The sequence below is a fragment of the Sanguibacter antarcticus genome, from assembly GCF_002564005.1.
Taxonomy (GTDB): Bacteria; Actinomycetota; Actinomycetes; order Actinomycetales; family Cellulomonadaceae; genus Sanguibacter; species Sanguibacter antarcticus.
In genome coordinates, this window is the sequence record NZ_PDJG01000001.1 from 2,339,635 (window position 1) to 2,357,861 (window position 18,227).

Consider the following 18,227-nt stretch of genomic DNA (forward strand, 5'->3'; position numbering starts at 1 on the left):
CCCCCGTCGACGAGATCAGCCCTTGCTCAGGACCGAGTAGCGGAACTGGAACGACGCGTTGAGCGTGTCCTCGACACCCGAGACGCCGTCGCGGGCGACAGCGACCTGCGAGCCCTGGAGGAGCGGCACGGTCGACAGGTGGCTCTCGGCAAGAATCTGCTGGATGTCCTCGATCGTCTCGAGGCGGGAGTCCACGTCACCGTCGGTCCGCTCGGAGTCGAGCATCTCGCTGATCTCCTCGTCCTCGAAGTGGTTGCCGAGGAAGTTGTCCTTGTCGAAGAACGGCGTGAGGTAGTTGTCCGCGTCGGAGAAGTCCGGGAACCAGCCGAGCTGGTACGCGGGGTAGGCGTCCGCTGTGCGCTCTTCGGCGTACGTGACCCACTCGGTCGACTGGAGGTTGACCGTGAAGAGCCCGGTCTCCTCGAGCTGACGCTTGATGGCGTTGTACTCCTGGTCGGAGGACGGGCCGTAGTGGTCCGGGTTGTACTGGAGGTTCAGCTCGACAGGCGTGGCGACGCCGGCCTCGGCGAGGACGGCCGTGGCCGCGTCGGCGTCGGGCGCCGTGCCGTAGAGCTCTTCGAACGGGGTCGCTGCGCCGGGCAGGCCCTCGGGGACGTACGAGTACAGGGGCGTGTAGGTGCCCTTGTAGACCTGCTCCGAGAGGTCCTCGCGGTCGATGGAGAACGCGAACGCCTTGCGGACGGCAAGCTTCTGCTCGGGGGTCTCACCCGGCATGGTGTCAAAGTTGAACACCACGTAGCGGATCTCTCCACCGGGGCCGGAGACGACGTTGACGCCGTCCGTGGACTCGAGGCTCTCGATGTCCGTGGCCGTGAGGCTGCGGGTCGCGATGTCGATCGCGCCGCTCTCGATGTCGAGCTTGAGGTTGTTCGAGTCCGTGTAGTACTTCAGCGTGACGCCGTCGTTCATCACGTCGCCCTGCACGCCGGTGTAGTCGGCGTTCGGCGTGAACTCGACGAGCGAGTTCTTCGCGAAGCTCTTGATGAGGTACGGCCCGGAGGTGGCCTCGGCCTCGACGATCGCGTCGTCGTCGAGCAGCGCGTCAGCGGGGAAGGTGGCCTCGTCGACGATGGGACCGACCGGAGACGCGAGCACCTGCGCGAAGGTCTGGTCGTTCGGGGAGGTGAGCGTGAACTCGACCGTCTTCTCGTCGGGTGCGGCCACCGAGTCGAGGTTCGCGAGGAGGGACGACGGCCCGTTCGGGTCGGCGATCGCGAGCTGGCGGTCGAAGCTGAACTTCACGCTCTCGGCGGTCAGCGCGTTGCCGTTGGCGAACGTCAGCCCGTCCTTGAGCGTGCAGGTGTACACCGTGTCCGAGGTGAAGTCGCAGCTCTCGGCAGCGTCCGGGGCCAGCGTGGCGCCGCCCGGCTCGAAGCTCATGAGGAAGGAGAACACCTGCGTCTGGACGTGGAACGAGCCGTTGTCGTAGGACCCGGCAGGGTCGAGCGTCGTGAGGCTGTCCGTCGTGCCGACGATGATGCTCTCGCCTGCGGACTCCCCGTCCGCTGTCGAGTCGGAGTCCGTACGCCCGGAACCGCAGGCGGAGAGGGTCAGGGCCGTCACGGCGAGGGCCGCCGTCGACAGCGCGAGCCGGCTGCTTCGAATCTTCACTGGTGATCCTCCTGGATGGGGGAGACACACCACCCGAGGTGGCGGTCGTCGTTGACCGGAACAATCGCACAAGCGTATTACCGGCTGGTAACACGAGGTATGTCAGGACGGTAACGATAACGCCGGACGTCCGGTGCCCCGCCCACCGTCTCAGGCCGGGCGCCCGTCCAGGCGGGACCTCGTGGGGTCCGGGAGAGTCGCGGTGAGACCGGACAGCAGCGCCCGCAGCGCCGGGATCCCGGCCGCGTCCGCGTGGTGGACGAGGAAGAGACGTCGGGTCCCTGCGTCGGTGGACTCGACGACCGCGACACCCGGGTTGCGGACGCTCAGCAGCGCGAGCTCCGGCAGGAGCGCCACCGCGAGCCCCTGCGCGACGAGCGACTGGACGATGACGTAGTCGTCCGTGCTGTGCCGGACGTCAGGGACGAACCCGGCGCGCGCGCACGCCCGCAGCAGGTGCTCGGAGCACTGGACGCAGCCACCGACCCACCTCTCGTGGGCGACCTCCGCCAGCCGGACGCGTGCCCGACCGGCGAGCGGGTGCGCCGCAGGCAGGACGAGGCGCACGACGTCGTCGCCCAACGGGTGGTGCACGAGGGAGCGGCTGCCAGTGACCGGCTCGTCGTCGTACCGGAAGACGAGCGCCGCGTCGACGTCACCGCGCGCGAGGAGCTCGAGCGCCTGGGGTGGCTCGGCATCGACGAGACGCACCTCGAGGCCCGGAGTCAGCGCGTCCATCGCCTGCAACGCTGCCGGGACGAGCGTCGCGCCCGCCGTCGGGAAGGTCGCCAGGCGCACGCTCCCGGCGGTGCTGTCCGCGAGGGCTGCCATCTCCGCGTCGGCGGCGCGCAGCCGCGCAGCGAGCGCGTCGGCGTGACCGAGGAGGACCGCACCTGCCTCCGTAACCGTGATCCCGTGGGCGCTGCGCACGACGAGCGGGACGCGCAGCTCGCGCTCGAGCGCGCGGACGTGCTGGCTGACGGCGGGCTGCGTCCACCCGAGCTCACGGGCCGCGGCCCCGAGCGACCCTGTCCGTGCCACGGTCCCAAAGACGAGCACCCTCTTCGCATCCATGACCCAAGCATGCCTTGGGTCATGACCTACGAGGTCGCTCTTCCGCACAGGCGCGTCCCCGACCACGATGAGACGCATGAAGACGATCGGGCTGCTGGGCGGAATGAGCTGGGACTCCTCCGCGACCTACTACAGGATCATCAACGAGGAGGTGAGATCACGCCTCGGTGGCCACAGCTGCGCTCAGGTGGTCCTCGTCTCGCTCGACTTCGCCGCCGTGCGCGAGCTCCAGGTCCGTGAGGCCTGGGACGAGGCCGGTGCCATGCTCGCCGACGGAGCGCGCAGGCTCGAGGCCGCCGGAGCGGACACGATCGTCCTGTGCACGAACTTCATGCACAAGGTCGCCCCCGCGATCGAGGCCGCCACAGAGCTGCCGCTGCTGCACATCGCCGACGCTGTCGGCGCACGGGCCCGCGCGCTCGGCGCCGACCGGGTCGGCCTCCTCGGCGCGCGCCAGGTCATGGAGGAGAGCTTCTACCGTGATCGCCTGCGCGAGCGGTGGGGCATCGAGGTCCTCGTCCCCGAGCCTGCAGACCGTGAGCTCGTCGACCGGGTCGTCTTCGACGAGCTCACCACGAGCATCCTCAACCCCGAGTCGCGCGACGCCTACGTCGCCATCATCGACGGGCTCGCTGCACGCGGGGCACAGGCCGTCGTGCTCGGGTGCACCGAGATCGGGCTGCTCGTGCGCCCTACGGACACGGACCTGCCGCTCATCGACTCGGCCCACGTGCACGCGCTCGCCGCGGTGGAAGCAGCGCTCACCCCGCCGGTGCCGAGCCTCTGACCTGACGACCACCTCCACCGATACGATCGAGGTGCACCGAGGCTCAACGGCGCGCCTCGGTGCACCTCGTCACCTCGGTCTGCGCAGGGTACGACGACGACGCGGAGCACGGTCTCGTCGCCGGTGCGCAGTGAGGGACGCACGTGACACCCGACCGCGCGCACGCCCCCACGCTGTGCCGCCCGAACGGATCTCGGTCACCGAGCGCTCCACGACCTCCCAGTACCGCTCGACCTGGACGTCCGTCGGCTGCCCTCCGGCGAAGACCGCGGCATCGGCCTCTTCTGCGAGCGTCGCAGCACGCACTCCTGGGTAGGCAGCGAGCAGGGTATGGGCCGTCTCGCGCCGGGTCCCGTCCGCCGGGGCCGGCGTCCCGTGGTCGAGAGCGGTGTCGAGAACCTCTTGCCACCCGCCGCTGATCCGTTCGACGGGGTCGGCTGCCTGCTGGCGGCGTCGCCGGCGTCGCTCCTTCGCCGCAATGACGAGGAGCGGCGGAAGGAGGATCAGGAGCAGCGGGACCGCGATCGCGACGGTGATCGCGACGACGCGCAGCACATCGATCCCCTGGTCGTCCTTCTCGAGGTTGGAGTCGACGTTCGGTTCTTCGTCGTCCTCGGTCGGCGGGACGACAGGGTCGGCAGGCGGCGGAGGTGGCTGGACCACCTGCGGCTGCGGCTCCTTCTCGATGGGGTCGTCGTTCTCCTGCGGAGTCTGCGACGTCGGCGGCGTGGGGTAGTACGGGACCCAGCCGAAGCCGTCGTAGGCGACCTCGACCCAGGCCTGCACGTTGTCGCCGGTGAAGGTGATCTCCGGGTCGCCGTCCTGGTCCTCGGTCGGGACGAAGCCCATGACGACCCGGGCCGGCAGGCCCTGCTGGCTCACCATGAGCGCCATCGCCGAGGCGTACTGCTCCGCGTCGCCGACCATGACCGGGTCGCCGAGCAGCTGGGCGATGCGAGCTGCACCGTGCCCGGAGTAGGAGGGGTAGTCCCCCGCCGCCTCGAGCCCGTGGCTGAAGAACCCCGTGTCATGGAGGTAGGCCTCGATCGCTCGGGAGACGAGGGCGGCCGTCGTGGCGTTCTGGCCGACCTCGGTGGAACGGTTGGCCACGATGTCAGGTACTCCGACCGGGTCGGGGACCACGACGTCGGCCGGCGGTGCGGTGCCGAGCTCCTCGTCGGTCGGGACCTCAGGGATCACGGCGTCGAGCGTGTACCGCTGGCCCGTCGCGATGCCTTGCACGAGCACACCAGTCCCGGTGGCGTCGTTGAAACGGAAGCCACGGACAGAGTCCTGTGCGGAGCTGCCGAGGAACTGGACGCCCGTCGTCTGACCGACCGTCGGCATCCACACCCCGGAGAGCGCGAGGTTGTCGACCTCGACCTCGACGCGCTCGCCGGCGAGCGTCGTGGGGATGTCGTCGCCGACCTTGCGGAACGAGCCGGAGCCGTCCGGCTCGCCGTCACCGAGAACGTTCCACACCACGCCGTCGAAGCTGTCCATGGTCGCGAGGCGGACCACGCCGCCCTCCGGCAGACCGCTCACCGTGAGCAGGTCGGTCTCTTTGAGGTCCTTGAAGTAGGTGCGGTACGCGGAGAGCGGGCTGGTGTGGTCACGCGGGTCGAACGGCGGCACGATCACGGAGCGCAGCACGAACCGTGGCGTGTCCCCGGCGACGACCGGGGCGAGGACGACACCACCGGCGATCGCGACGACAGCCATGAACGCGAGGGACGCGTGACGGCGCGGCCGCCACTGCCCCACCCGCCACGCTGCCCACACGAGGAGCACCGCGGCGATCGATGCACCGATGACGGTCGCGAGCATCCGCTCGACGGTGCCGAGAAGGATCGACAGGACGAGGACGACCACCGGCACGGCCGCCACCGCGGCGATCCGCGCACCGTGTCGACGACCGGCGGCAAGGACCCCGCCGACGACGGTCCCGGCGAGACCGAGGACGAAGGGCGCGACGAGCGCGTTGCCTGCCGTCCCCAGCGGAGGCTCGAGCGTGATGACCTGCTTCCAGGCGCTCACGGCTCCCTCGCCGAGAGCGACGAGCGTCGTGAGGGTCGGCACGACGCCCGCGACGGTCGTCGACGGCGCGGCGAGCGCTCCGCCGAGCCCGACGTAGGCGATGAACACCGTCGCGATCGTGTTCATGACGGGCCACGAGCGCACGACGGCCGCGATCGCGATGACGAGGCCGATCGTCACGCCACCGACGACGGCCGGCAGCGCAGCGGCCACCCCGAAGACGGGGAGCAGCGGGACGAGCGCGAGCAGCACCGTCACCGCGACGACGACCGCATCGACGATCTTGTGGGACGTCGGACGCGCCGGCACGCGCAGCCGTGCCGGCGGGCGACGGGCGCCCGACACCGCCGGGCGCGTCACGGTAGACCCCGAGGTCGTGGTCATGAGACCACCAGCCGACGCAGGAGGCGGGGCAGGTCGGTGATGTCGCCGAGCGACGCGACCGAGAGCGACCCCTGGCTGCGCATGCTGATCTCGGCGCCAGGCTCGCACGCGACGACGATGGTGCGCACGCCCGTCGGGATGTGGGCGGCGCTCGCCCGCAGCGCCGCGTGGCTCGGGACGGACCCGGTGATCATGACGACCATCGACGCGGTCGGCACCGTGCGGGCGACGGTCCGGGCAAGGTCCCACGCGTCGTCGGCACGGGGCGAGCGCTCGATGCCCGAGCAGTCGTCGAGGAGCCTGCGGGGCGACTGGGCCCGCAGCGTCTCCTCGCCGGCGAGGGCGGTGAGCTGGAGGTCGTCGCGGATCACCTGGATCCCGATGGACGCGAAGACGCTCACCGCGAGCTCGAGCTCGGCGTCGCTCGCGTAGTCAGGCTGGTCGGTGGAGATCGCCAGAGCCGTGTGGGTCCGGCGCGTATCCTCGAACTGGCGGACCATGAGCGTGCCGGTGCGGGCGCTCGTACGCCAGTGGATGTTGCGCCGGTCGTCGCCAGGGATGTACTCGCGCAGGGCGTGGAAGGACATGTCGTTGTCCGAGATGACACGCGTCGCCTGCCCCTCGAGGTCGCGCAGGAGGCCTGCGCGGGTCCCGGCGAGCGACACGGTGAGCGGGTGCACGTAGAGCTCGACCGGTTCGGTCCAGGCCATCTCGCGGCGCGCGAGGCCGAGCGGGTCGGCGCGCACCGAGCGCACAGGACCGACGACGACGACAGCACGCTGCGCTGTCGGGATCGCGAAGAGCTCGTCGTGCACGGCGCCCGCAGCCATGCCCGGGAGGGCGAAGCCCGCAGCGCCCGTCCCGACGGGGAGCTCGATGTGCGCAGGCAGCAGACGGCGGCGGCCCGCGTTGCGCACCTCGATGCGGCCCATGGCCCGCTCCCCCACGGTGACAGCGCGGTCAGCGAGATCGAGGTCGACGGAGTAGTGCGAGCGCCCGATGGTCAGCAGCAGCGCGACGGCGACGGTGATCCCGAGGACGCACCCGGCGACGACGAGCTCCGCCCACCCGTACCTGCGCCCGACGACCAGCGCGACGACCGTGCACGCGAGCACCACCCACCCGAGCCCGGCCAGCACGCGCAAGGGAGCCCGCACCCGCCGGACCGTGGCCAGCACAGCATCGAGCACCTGGTCCGTCCGTCCGTGCGGGGCTTCGTCTTGAGGCGAGGTCATCTCAGCCGACACGCTCCGACGGCGGGGTGATCGTCGAGAGGATCCGCTCGACGACCTCTTCCGAGGTGACGCCGGAGAACTCCGCCTCCACGTCGAGCATGAGTCGGTGCGCGAGGACGGACACCGCGAGGTCCTTGATGTCGTCCGGGATGACGTACGGGCGCCCCTGAGCAGCCGCCCACACCTTCGCGCAGCGCACGAGTGCGAGGCACCCGCGCACGCTCACGCCGAGGCGCGTCTCGGCGTCGTTGCGGGTGGCCTCGGCCAGACGCGAGACGTAGTCGTTGATCGACGTGTCGACGTAGACGGTCGACGCGAGCACCGCCATCTGGACGATCGCCGCAGACGAGACGAGATGCTTGAGGCCCGTCGTGCGGTCGCGCTCGGCTGCGCCCGCGAGGATCTGCAGCGTCGACGCGTGGTCGGGGTAGCCGAGGGACGTCTTGATGAGGAAACGGTCGAGCTGGGCTTCGGGCAGACGGTACGTGCCTGCCTGTTCGATGGGGTTCTGCGTCGCGATGACCATGAACGGGCGCCCGGCCGAGTGGGTCACGCCGTCGACGGTCACCCGGGACTCCTCCATGACCTCGAGGAGCGCCGACTGCGTCTTCGGCGAGGCGCGGTTGATCTCGTCCGCGAGCACCACCGAGGAGAAGATCGGCCCCTTGTGGAACTCGAAGACGCCGCTCTTCTGGTCGTAGATCGTCACCCCGGTGACGTCGGACGGCAGGAGGTCGGGTGTGAACTGGATGCGGTTGTGCGTCCCGTCGATGGTCGCCGCGAGCGCGCGAGCGAGCATCGTCTTGCCCGTCCCGGGAGCGTCCTCGAGGAGGATGTGGCCCTCGGCGAGCATCGCGGTGAAGGCCAGGCGCACCACGTGCGTCTTGCCGAGGACCGCCTGGCCCACATTGTCGACGAGCGCCGAGAACGTCTGCGCGAACCACGCCGACTGCTCCCCGGTCATCGGTTGCCGGGTCGTGGTGGGAGTCGTCATGCGTGGGGCTGCTTTCTGTGATCGTCGGACGTGAGATATGGCGCGGTGGTGGTTGTTCTGCTCGGTGGGCTCGTCATGGGTCAGCCGACGACGATCTGGGCGCTCGTCCCCGTGGCGCCCTCGCCCCGGGTGCTCTCGGTCCAGACCTCGACCCGATATGTCCCGGGCTGAACCGAGTAGTCGGTGACGGAGAGCACGGTGGAGTCGACGTTGCCCTGACCGCCGGAGGTGACGAAGGCCCCGTTCTCAAGGGCCGTGACCCGATAGCGGTAGCGCTGGATCTCGCTGCCGTTGAGCACCGGCACGGTCCATCCGAAGCTCAGCCGGCCCGCGCCGCTCGTGGAGACCGTCACCGACGGTGCGCCCGGCGGGCCGAGCACGAGCGCGGTGGCGCTCTGCTGTCCCGAGGTGCTCCATCCCACGCCGTTCTGCGCCTGGACCCGGACCGCGACCGCGCCGCCCCCGGGCTTCGACACGGTGAACGATCCTCCGGAGAACGCGTTCCACGTGACTCCTGCGTCGCTGCTCCACTGGTACCCGGTGATCGGGGACCCGCCGGCGCCGCCCGCAGCGACAGTGAAGGTCACTTCCTCGGTGGTGCTCGCCGGCGTGGTGTTGGTGACTGTCGGCGCCGCCGGGACCGTGGTCGGGACGGACGTCGTGGAGATCGTCGTCCACTCGCCGCACGCGCCTCGGTCGTTGCAGGCGCGGACCTTCCGCGGAGCGATAGCGGTACCTCCGGGCAGGCCGGTGAGCGCATAGCTCGTGACGTTCCCGACGCTCCCGACGCCCTCGATCTCGTAGGAGGAGATGAGCACGCCGCTACCACCGGTCTTGACCGGCGCCGCCCAGGACAGGGTCGCTCGGGCGCTGCCGAAAGCAGTGGCTGCCCCGTCGATGGAGACGCTCGGCGACGTCGGCGCACCCGGTGGCGAGAAGGTCGACGCAGAGGCCGTTCCGGCAGGGCCGGTCCCGGCCTTGTTCCGTGCCCGCACGCTGAAGGTGTACGTCTCGCCGTCGACCGCCGAGTCGAAGGAATAGCTCGTCGTCGCGCCGTCGGGCTGGAGCACGACAGGAGAGCTGTTGTTGCTCGTGATGGTGAGCGTGTACCCCGCGACAGGGTCCCCGTTGGAAGCAGGGGCGGTCCACGTGACAGCGATCTTCTTGCTGTCGACGCGGCTCGCCATCACGGACGGCGCGCCAGGGGCGCCCGCCGGACGGATCGAGTCGGACCACGGACCCCACGAGCCGCCCTCGAGCGGTGTCGCCTTGTTGTGCGCGCGCACGCGCACCTGGTAGTCCGTCCCGTTCGTCAGCCCCGTGAACGTCACGGACGTGCCCGCAGTCGTCTGGGTCGAGCGGCCCGACGCCGGCAGCGGCGAGATCTCGACCGTGTACTGCGTGATGGGCGTACCGACGTTGGCGGGGGCCGCCCAGCTCGCGTTGACCAGCCCGTCACCGAACTCGAGGACGGGTGCTCCCGGGATCCCGGGGACCGCGTCGGGAACCGCCTTCACGCTCGCTGCGGACTCCTTAGACCAGCCCACAGCGTTCTGGGCAGCCACCGTGAACGTGTACTCCGTGCCGTTCGTCAACCCGGTGAGGGTGCACGTGGTCGTCGCGCACAGCGTCGTCTGGCCCCCGCCGGACCGGGTGAGCCGGTACCCGGTGATCGGTGCGCCGCGCGAGTCGGGCGCGTCCCACGAGAGGACGAGAGTCTGGTTCGAGATCTCCCCGACCCGGGGTGCGACCGGTGCGACCGGGACGTCACGGACGTTGACCGTCACCCGCCCCTCGACCACCCGCAGCGGGTCGCCCGTCACGTCACGCACGCGATAGCGGACGACCATCCGGCCGACGAAGCCCTCAGCAGGCTTGACGAGGACGGCCGCACCAGACACCGACGCGGTGCCGGCGCCCACCGTCTCGACCGTGGCCGACACGACCGTGAGAGCCTCGCCCGGGAACGGGTTGAGCACACCTGTGGCGAGGACGTCGACGCGGCTCTCCTTGCCGGCAGCGCCGTCGAGGACGAAGTCGGAGACGCTCGCGAGGACGCGCTGGCTCGCCACGACCTTGAAGTTGATCGTCACGTCGAGGGTGCCCGCACGCCCGTACCCGAGAGTCAGCTGTGCCGAGCCCGTCGTCCCGCGCGCCACGTCAGCAGACGCGCTGACGCTCAGCTCGGTGCCCGCGAGGTTGACGGCGAAACCCGGAGGCGGCGTGCTCGCCAGGCGGAACGTGTACGGCTGCGCCTCGTCGGCGCCCTCGGGGCCGGTCGTGAACGCCAAGAGGTCCACGGCGCTCGCGGCGTCTCCCTGCGGGATCTCGAGAGTGCTCGGGACGAACGTCGGCGGGTAGTCGTCCTCCGTGAACACGGTGATGGACAGGGTGAGCGTGGCGCGCCGGCCCGTCGTGTCGGTCCCAGAGATCCCGTCGGTCACCTCGAAGGTGATCGACGCGGGCCCCACGTAGTCGGGAGCCGACCGGAAGCGCAGCGTCGTGTCGTCCACGACGAGCGAGGTGCCGTCGGAGCGTGTCGCGCTCACCTTGTCCGGGCTGAAGATGAGCGCCGTCTTCGCGGTGCCCACCTGGACGAACTCCGCGATCGGGATGATGAGCTCCCCGCCCGACGCCACGCGCAGGGCACGCGCCTTCGGTCGCAGCACCGGCGGGAAGTCTCCGAGCGCCGGGACCGTGATGAACGCGTACGCGTGGACCCCGCCCGCGTCAGAGCTCGTGTTCGTCAGGAGGTACGGCACCGTCTGCGCCTCGTCCGAGAGGGTCACCAGCACCTTCCCGGACGGCAGCACGCTCGCGACCGACGAGTGGCTCCTCGGGATGGACACCGTGAGGTCGCTCAACGGTCCTGAGGGGTTCTCCGCAACCTCGAAGACGTCGACCTCGATGCTCGTCTTGTCGACGACCTCGATCGGGGCCACGCGGACGTCGCTCGCGACCGGAGGCAGGATCACGGCGTCGGCGACGACGCGCACCGTGAGCACGGCTGTCGCCTGCCCGCCGCGGTCGTTCGTCACGGTGTACGCGATCGTGATGGGGTCCGTCGGATCAGGCGGCGCCTCCACGACGATGCGTCGCCCCTCGGCGCGTGCGACCGCACCCTCCGGGACGATGAGGTCGGGCGACAGGTAGAGCTCACCACCCGACGGGTCGACGTCGTTGCGCAGCACCAGCACCTCGACGAGCTGCCCGGGCTGCAGGGTCACCTCGTCGTCGCGCGCGACGATCGGCAGCGGCTCGCTCGGCCGCGGGGCGATCCCCACACGGATCGTCGCGACAGCCCGCTGACCCACCCAGTCCTCGACCGCGTACGTGAACGTGTCCGTCCCGGTCTCTCCCGGGAACGCCTCGTACTCGATCCAGCTCGCGCCGACCGAGACGATGCGCCCCTTCGTCGGAGGGGTGTCCCCCTGCCCGAGGAGGATGACGCCGTCACCGTCGCTGTCGATCCCGACGAGCGGGACGTTGATGCGGACCGTCTCCCCCGCGAACGTCCGCGAGGTGATGTCTTTGGGGAGCGGGGGCGACTTCGTGGCTGCTGAGGATGCGTGGACGCTGACGGTGAGCCGCGCCGAACCCACGTTGAGCGCGGTATCCCGGACGCTGAAGGTCGCGCTCGCCGTGAGGGGGGTCGACGGCGCTTGGTAGCGGAGCTGGTCACCGGAGACGAAGAGGAGCCCCTGGCCGTCGCCGAGCGGCTCGGCAAGCTCTGGGACGAGCTCCATCGTGTCGCCGTCGGCGTCGTAGGCGTACTCGAGCGCGGGGATCGTCACGACCCCGCCGGTGCGGACGGACACCTCGATGTCCTGGACGACCGGGGCGTGCTGCTCGGCCGACGGCAGGACGGGCTGGACGAGGATCTCGCCCCGGGTCTCGGCGACCCCGTTCGACACGACGTAGCTGATCGTCTCGGGCGCCTCGAGCGCACGCAACGACGTGACGCGGATGAGCCGGTGCTCGAGGATCGCGATCTGCATCGCGGAGTCAGGAGACGACGACGCCGACGTCAGGACGAGCACACCGCCGTTCGGGTCGGTGTCGTTGGCCAGCGGGTCGACCGTCACCTCGCCGCCGACGGGCAGGAGCGCGACGTCACGGACGGCGATCGGCGGCAGCGGGGTGCCTGGCCACTCCAGGACGTCGATACGGGCGAGACCGATGGACTGCTGGGGCGGCGCCGTGACCGTGAAGCTCACGTAGTAGGTGCCCGTGTTGGCTGCCGAGAACGTGAAGGCACCGTCGTCGAGCTTCGGGACGATCGTCGTGCCGGCGACCTCGTCGACCGCAGCGAGCCGGGCGGGCTCGCGCGACGCGCTGCGGACAGAGGAGAGCACGTCGACCTCGACCGGCGCGTCGACGTACGTCACCGCATGGACAGGGTCGATGGTCGGCGGCAGGGAGCCTGCGGCGCGCACGTCGACGAACATCTCGCCGACGACGCTGCTCGTCCCGTCCGTCACGGTGAGCTGGACCGTCTGGCGGCCGAGCTGGTCGTCGGCGGCGACGAAGGTGACCATGCCGTCCTGCCGGGTCCGCACCGAGCCTGACCCGTCTGTGCTCGCGCCCGAGAGGACGAGGTCGTCGCCGTCAGGGTCGGTGAAGTTCGCGAGCGCGTCGTACTCGATGAGAGCGCCCTGCTCGACCTCGACGGCACCGGTGCGCACCTGGACGGGGTCTTCGTTGGACGAGGCGTCGTGCACCGTGAGCTCGACCGTCGCGGTCGAGGGCGGGTTCTGGCCGCGCCCGTCGGTGATCGTGTAGGTGAACGTGACGCTGCCGGTGGCCTCCGGCTGCACGAAGAGCTGGAGGTCGCGCCCGCCGTAGATCGACTCCAGGGAGCCGAACGTCTCCGGGATCTGGTCGAACGTGCTGACGGCGATGATGCCGCACTCACCGGCGGTGTCGTTGCCGAGGATCTGGAGGACCGACGTCCGTCCGGCGCGCACACCGATCACGTCGTCTGCTGCTCCGGGCACCGCGGACTGCTCTGTGCACTGGGTGAGGAGCTGCTGGGCCGTCTGGACGTCGTCGGACGTGTCCTGCTGGTCCTCCGGCTCTTCTTCCTGCTCGATGTCCTGCCAGTTGGGCTCTTGGACCTTGGGCAGGTCGGTCGGCAGCCAGAGGCGACCGTCGACGGTGTCGTTGAGCACGACGACCGAGCGGTTGACGCGGAAGACGAGGTTGCTCGTCGTCGTCATGGCTTCGAGGTCGACGACCGTCGGGTCGTTCGTGCCGCACGTCTCCACATAGTTGCTCGCCGTCGAGGCCCAGGCTGCGTAGTCGCAGCCGGCGACGCGGACCGGGCGCGCCGGGGCGCCGGCGCCGCCGGTCTCCCGCACGTCGACGTCTCCGCTGTCGAGGTCGATCTCGAGCAAGGAGGTCGTCGTCGCAACGAGGACGGAACCCGCTGCGGCGGACGTCTGCTGGAGCACCGGTCGTGCTCCGTGGTCGCTCACGTCCACGGACCAGGACTCGGAGTACACGGTCGTCCCCGAGATCATCACGAGCTCGTCGCCGACCGCGGCGACCTCGTCGGGACGGACCCCGGCCGCGTCGGCGAGCGTGCCGACCTCACTCGGCTCGTCACCGTCGGAGAGGTCGACCCGGTGCACCGAGCCGTCGGTGGGGTCGACCGCGAGGACGGCGCCGTCGCGCGTGACGGTCGCCATCGCGCCCTCGCCCAGCTCGAGCTCGCCGTCGACCGCGGGGTCGATCGTCGCGAGGGAGTCCGTGGTCCGGACCCACACGGAACCGTCCACGGCGACGACCGACACGACGCCGCCGGCCATGTCGACACGAGAGCCGAGGGGGACGTCCGCCTGCGTCGAGAGCGTCACCGACGCCGGGTCGACGACGGAGACCTTGCTCGGCTCGACGAGGAGGACGTCCTGGGCGTCCTGGAGGACGTCGAACATCGGGTCCGTGGCGATGAGCCCGCCGTTGAGCTCCTGGACGGTCCCGTTGTAGCGGCCGAGCTTGAGCCCTTGCGAGTTCGTGACCCAGACGGCTCCGTCGTTGAGCTCGATCTCGGCGATCTTCACGCCAGGGTTGATGATCGCGAGCACGGCGAGGACGGCCGGGACCGTGACGCCTGCGACGACGGTGGGGCTCGGACCGCGCCCGCTCCCTGCCCGCGAGGCGCGTGCCGTGCGCTGGAAGAGCTTCATTCGGTGCATCCTTCGACCGGTGTCGTGGTCGCGCGGCCGTCCGAACGGACGATCGAGACCTCGATACAGACGCTGTCTTGTCCTTGCGGGACGTCGACCGTGACGAGGGGGCTGTCGATGCGCTCGACCGGTGACGTGCTGCCCGGGGCATCGATCCGCCAGAGGTACGCGTCGCCGTCCTGCGCGTCAGGGTTGGTCCACTCGAAGACGGCCGTGCCGTCCCCCTGGACGACCCCGACGAGGTTCGTGGGACCGGGCACGACCGAGCCGCCGACGAGCGTCGGTGCCTGGGTGGCGCCCTGGGTCTCCTGCGGGTTCGCGAGGGCGTCTCGTCCGACGGTCTCGTAGGCGACGAGCAGGAGCGCGACCACCACGACGACGACGCTGCCTGCTGCGACGATGCGGCGCCCGATCGAGACCGGTGCGGGGCTGTCGTCGAGAGAAGGGTCGGTGGAGCGTGCGTAGTGCCGGGTGCGCTGCGCGCCGGGCTCGTGCGAGAACTGCGCCGCACCGGGCGCCGGCGGGAACCCGGCCACGGAGGGGAGCCGTCCGTGGGCGGAGCCGGGCACCTGCGTGGAAGTCTCACCGGACGGTGCGCTCACGGTGCCGACGGAGACGCCGCCGGCAGGCGCGGGCCCGGCAGGCCCGTCCACCTGCTGTCCACCGGTCTGGGCTGCAGGCGCACCGGAGGTCCCCGGAGAGATGGTCGTGATCGGGCGCAGCCTCGTCGACTCGTCGTCGAGCGCGGCGGCGCGCGCTGCGTCGTCCGAGGAGGTGCCCCCGCCCGCGTACGGGGCGATGCTCGTGATGGGCCGCATCCGGGTGGCCTGGTCCGCTCCGGGAAGGCTCGAGTCGTCGACGCCACCGTCGAAGTCCGGGTCGGAGAAGGTCCCCGAGGAGCCGCTCGTGCCGTGGACGTCGGGCTGCCCGCCCGCGGGGGTCACCTCGGCGAGATCGATGCTCGTCACAGGCAGCTGCATGGACCGCTCGACCTGCTGGAGGGCGTGCGCGAGGGCGAGCGCGCTGCTGAACCGGCGCTCTGCGTCCTTCGCCATCGAGCGCGCGAGCACGGCCGCCAGCCCAGCGGGCACGTCCTGGCGCTGGATCGGTGGCAACGGGCTGCGCTCGATGCGTGAGAGCAGCTCGGCCGGGGTGTTGCTCCGACCGATGAGCTCGAAGGGCGAGCGGCCGGCCACGAGCGTGTAGAGCGTCGCCCCCAAGGAGTAGACGTCGCCGCGGGCGTCACCCACCGGGTGCTCAGCGAGCAGCTCGGGTGCTGACCACGGGATGGACATGCCGGTCGCAGCGGCCGACGAGCCGAGGGTGGACGCGATACCGAAGTCGGTGAGGGCCGGCCACCCGAAGTCGGTCGCCAGGATGTTCGCGGGCTTGATGTCTCGGTGGAGGATCCCGAGCCGGTGCGCCGCCTCCACGGCGGACGCGACCCGGATGCCCGTGCGGAGCACCTCGGCGACCGTGAAGCGCTCGGTCCGGTAGCGGGCGCCGAGGCTCGGGCGGGAGCAGTACTCCATGACGAGGAACGGTCGACCGTCCGCCGCGATGTCCGCCTGGTAGATCGTGACGATCGACGGGTGGTGAGAGAGCTGCGCCATGACGTTCGCCTCGCCGAAGAACGCCTCCCGCGCGTCCTGGTCGAGAGACCCGCCGAGCAGCACCTTGACCGCGACAGAACGCCGCGGGAGCTCCTGGCGATACTCGAACACGTCGGCGAAGCCACCCATGCCGAGGAGGCGGACGTACTCGTAGCCCGGGATCTTCGGGGGGATCGACGGTTGGCGGCGCGAGCTCATCCGTCACTCTCCAGCACGAAGGTCACGCCGTCACCGAGGTCGACGAGCGCGCCCGGGAGGAGGGGTGTCGGTTCTCCGGACCGCAGCCGCCGCGCAGGCTGCCCCGGGTCCGTCATGAGCATGCCGTTGGTCGAGTTGAGGTCGGTGACGAGCACGTCGTCCCCGTCTGCGCGGACCTGCGCGTGGGTGCGCGAGATGTCCTGGTTCGGGCTCGCGACCGTCACGAGGCGCGGGAGGTCGCGGGCAGCGACGCGTGAGACGACCGGCGCGCGCCCGATGAGCACGGCCCGGTCCAGCGGGACGACGAGGCCTGACGCCATGCGGATCTTGTGCACCTTCGGGACGGGAGGCACCGAGAACGGGCCGGGGACGAAGTCCTGCTGCCAGCCGGGCATCTGCTTGCGGATCTCGACGAGGCTCGAGCTGAGGACCGTGCTGGCTTCCGAGTCGTCGTCCTCCTCGTCGGGCTGTCGCGGGACGACCGGTACGGCGGCGGTCGGTGTCGAGATCGTCGTCGTGGGCGCGGAGATCGCCGGGGCAGGTGCCGTCTCTGGCGCGGGCGTCCTGGTCCGCGGGGCGACGGTCGTCTCTGCCGGCGCCGGCGCCGGGTACGGCTCGAGAGCCCTGCGCGGTACAGGACCGTTGCTCGGGATCGCGACGCCGGACGACCACTCGTCGGAGGACCCGGCACGGTGCGAGGGCCGAGGCGCCGGTCCGCGGTCGATGCCGTCGCGCGCTGTCGTCGTGGCGTTCCCGGTCGCGCCGGGCTCCGGCGGGGCCGCGAGCAGGGACGGTGCGGCTGCGGCCGAGCGCAGCGTGACCTCGACGCTCGACGCGCGGACGACCGCAGCCAGAGCAGGCATGCGGACCTGGCGACCGCGCGGCGCGAGGTCCGCCGGGACGGCGACCGTCAGGGCACCCGCGTCGGGGACGTTGATCTCGGCCCAGGTCGCCACGTGGGTCGCGGTGTACCCCGTGGTTCCTGACGCGTCGGCGACGAGCAGCCGGACGTTGCCGCGCAAGAACCCGCGTACGTGTCCCTCGACGACGGAGACGAGCGCGAACGGCGGCAGCCCGACGAGCCCGCCTCGAGCGAGGACGGTGAGGCCGTGCGTGAGGTCGGGGCTCTCCCGGAGCGCTTCCCAGACCTCGGCGACCTTCTCGTCCAGGACGGTTCCGGGCAGCAGCGCGACCGCACCGTCCGTGATGACGGCGAACCAGTCGCCCGCGACATAGGTGGGGACGATCATGCAGGCACCGTCCGAGGTCTCGGACGCGTGGCTCCGTGCGTCTGCTCGTCCCACTCGGCGAGCGGGTCCGTCGACGGCAGCTCGTCGTCGTCATAGCTGTGCGTGCGCTCGTCCGAGCTCAGGCCGTGCCAGATCGTCGCGACGTCGACGACGACAGCGGTCACGTTGTCGCGCCCGCCTGCCGCCACCGCGGCGTGCACGAGCGACTCGGCGGCCTCTTGCGGATCGCCGATCAAGGTGAGCCCGACATGGATCTTCTCATCGTCCAACTCATCGGTCAGTCCGTCAGAACATATGAGCAGTCTGTCGTGGGCACCTGCCGGGATCATCCAGTAGTCCGGCTCCGGCGTGGAGTCCGTCTCGAGCGCCCGCGTGACCACGTGACGGTCGACGTGGACCGACGCGTGCTCCTGGTCGATCTCGCCTGCGTCCATGAGCTCTTGCACGACAGAGTGGTCGACGCTCACCTGCTCGAGCTCGCCTCCGGAGACGCGGTAGACGCGGGAGTCCCCGATGTTGAACACGAGCCAGTACGCCGCGTCGTCGTACATCGCGATCGCGGCACCGGCGACGGTGGCGCCGCCGCTGCGCGTGCCGAGGGTCTCCCGCAGGCGCGCTGCGGCGCGAGAGAAGCACTCGTGGACGTCCTCGATCCCGACGAACGGCCGTCCCACGAGGAGGGAGAACTCGTCCACGACGATCCGGCTCGCGACGTCTCCGGCCTCGTGGCCTCCCATCCCGTCTGCGACGAGGAAGATCGGTGGGTAGGCCAGGAGCGCGTCCTCGTTGAGCGTGCGGACACGGCCGGTGTCGGTGGATGAGCCCCACATGGTGT

General features: G+C 70.7%; 10 protein-coding genes. 1 reads left to right on the top strand and 9 read right to left on the bottom strand.

Going from position 1 to position 18,227, the window contains the following annotated elements; genetic code table 11:
* Positions 1–15: 15 nt before the first annotated feature.
* Together ATL42_RS10710 and ATL42_RS10715 are read right to left on the bottom strand one after the other, a co-directional pair.
* Positions 16–1,632, bottom strand: a complete 1,617-nt coding sequence (locus ATL42_RS10710) for an ABC transporter substrate-binding protein (RefSeq protein ID WP_098455327.1) — start codon at positions 1,630–1,632, stop codon at positions 16–18.
* Between the two features lie 150 nt (positions 1,633–1,782).
* Positions 1,783–2,706 (bottom strand): LysR family transcriptional regulator, encoded by a 924-nt coding sequence (locus ATL42_RS10715; protein ID WP_211281801.1) that lies wholly within the window; start codon positions 2,704–2,706, stop codon positions 1,783–1,785.
* A 76-nt stretch (positions 2,707–2,782) separates the two neighbouring features.
* Here ATL42_RS10715 and ATL42_RS10720 point away from each other — a divergent pair, with 76 nt between their 5' ends.
* Positions 2,783–3,493, top strand: a complete 711-nt coding sequence (locus ATL42_RS10720) for an aspartate/glutamate racemase family protein (RefSeq protein WP_098455328.1) — start codon at positions 2,783–2,785, stop codon at positions 3,491–3,493.
* A 69-nt stretch (positions 3,494–3,562) separates the two neighbouring features.
* Here the strand turns inward: ATL42_RS10720 and ATL42_RS10725 are convergent, their stop codons facing one another.
* The 7 genes from ATL42_RS10725 to ATL42_RS10755 all read right to left on the bottom strand — a co-directional run bounded on the left by ATL42_RS10725 (position 3,563) and on the right by ATL42_RS10755 (position 18,222).
* On the bottom strand, positions 3,563–5,914 hold the full coding sequence (locus tag ATL42_RS10725; protein ID WP_098455329.1) for a transglutaminase TgpA family protein: 2,352 nt from the start codon (positions 5,912–5,914) through the stop codon (positions 3,563–3,565).
* Entirely contained in the window at positions 5,911–7,149 is a 1,239-nt protein-coding gene (locus tag ATL42_RS10730) for a DUF58 domain-containing protein (RefSeq protein ID WP_098455330.1), read from the bottom strand. Before ATL42_RS10730 ends, ATL42_RS10725 begins: the two co-directional genes overlap by 4 nt.
* Position 7,150: 1 nt before the next feature.
* Complete coding sequence (locus ATL42_RS10735; protein WP_211281802.1) at positions 7,151–8,143, bottom strand: AAA family ATPase; 993 nt, start codon at positions 8,141–8,143, stop codon at positions 7,151–7,153.
* Positions 8,144–8,223: 80 nt separating this feature from the next.
* Positions 8,224–14,331, bottom strand: coding sequence for an Ig-like domain-containing protein (locus ATL42_RS10740; RefSeq protein WP_098455332.1), 6,108 nt, complete (start codon positions 14,329–14,331; stop codon positions 8,224–8,226).
* Positions 14,328–16,142, bottom strand: a complete 1,815-nt coding sequence (locus tag ATL42_RS10745) for a serine/threonine-protein kinase (protein WP_098455333.1) — start codon at positions 16,140–16,142, stop codon at positions 14,328–14,330. Before ATL42_RS10745 ends, ATL42_RS10740 begins: the two co-directional genes overlap by 4 nt.
* A complete protein-coding gene (locus tag ATL42_RS10750; RefSeq protein WP_143556743.1) occupies positions 16,139–17,392 on the bottom strand; it encodes an FHA domain-containing protein in 1,254 nt (417 codons plus the stop codon). The genes ATL42_RS10745 and ATL42_RS10750 overlap by 4 nt, the downstream gene beginning before the upstream one ends.
* Entirely contained in the window at positions 17,389–18,222 is an 834-nt protein-coding gene (locus ATL42_RS10755; RefSeq protein WP_245862441.1) for a PP2C family protein-serine/threonine phosphatase, read from the bottom strand. The genes ATL42_RS10750 and ATL42_RS10755 overlap by 4 nt, the downstream gene beginning before the upstream one ends.
* Positions 18,223–18,227: the final 5 nt, after the last annotated feature.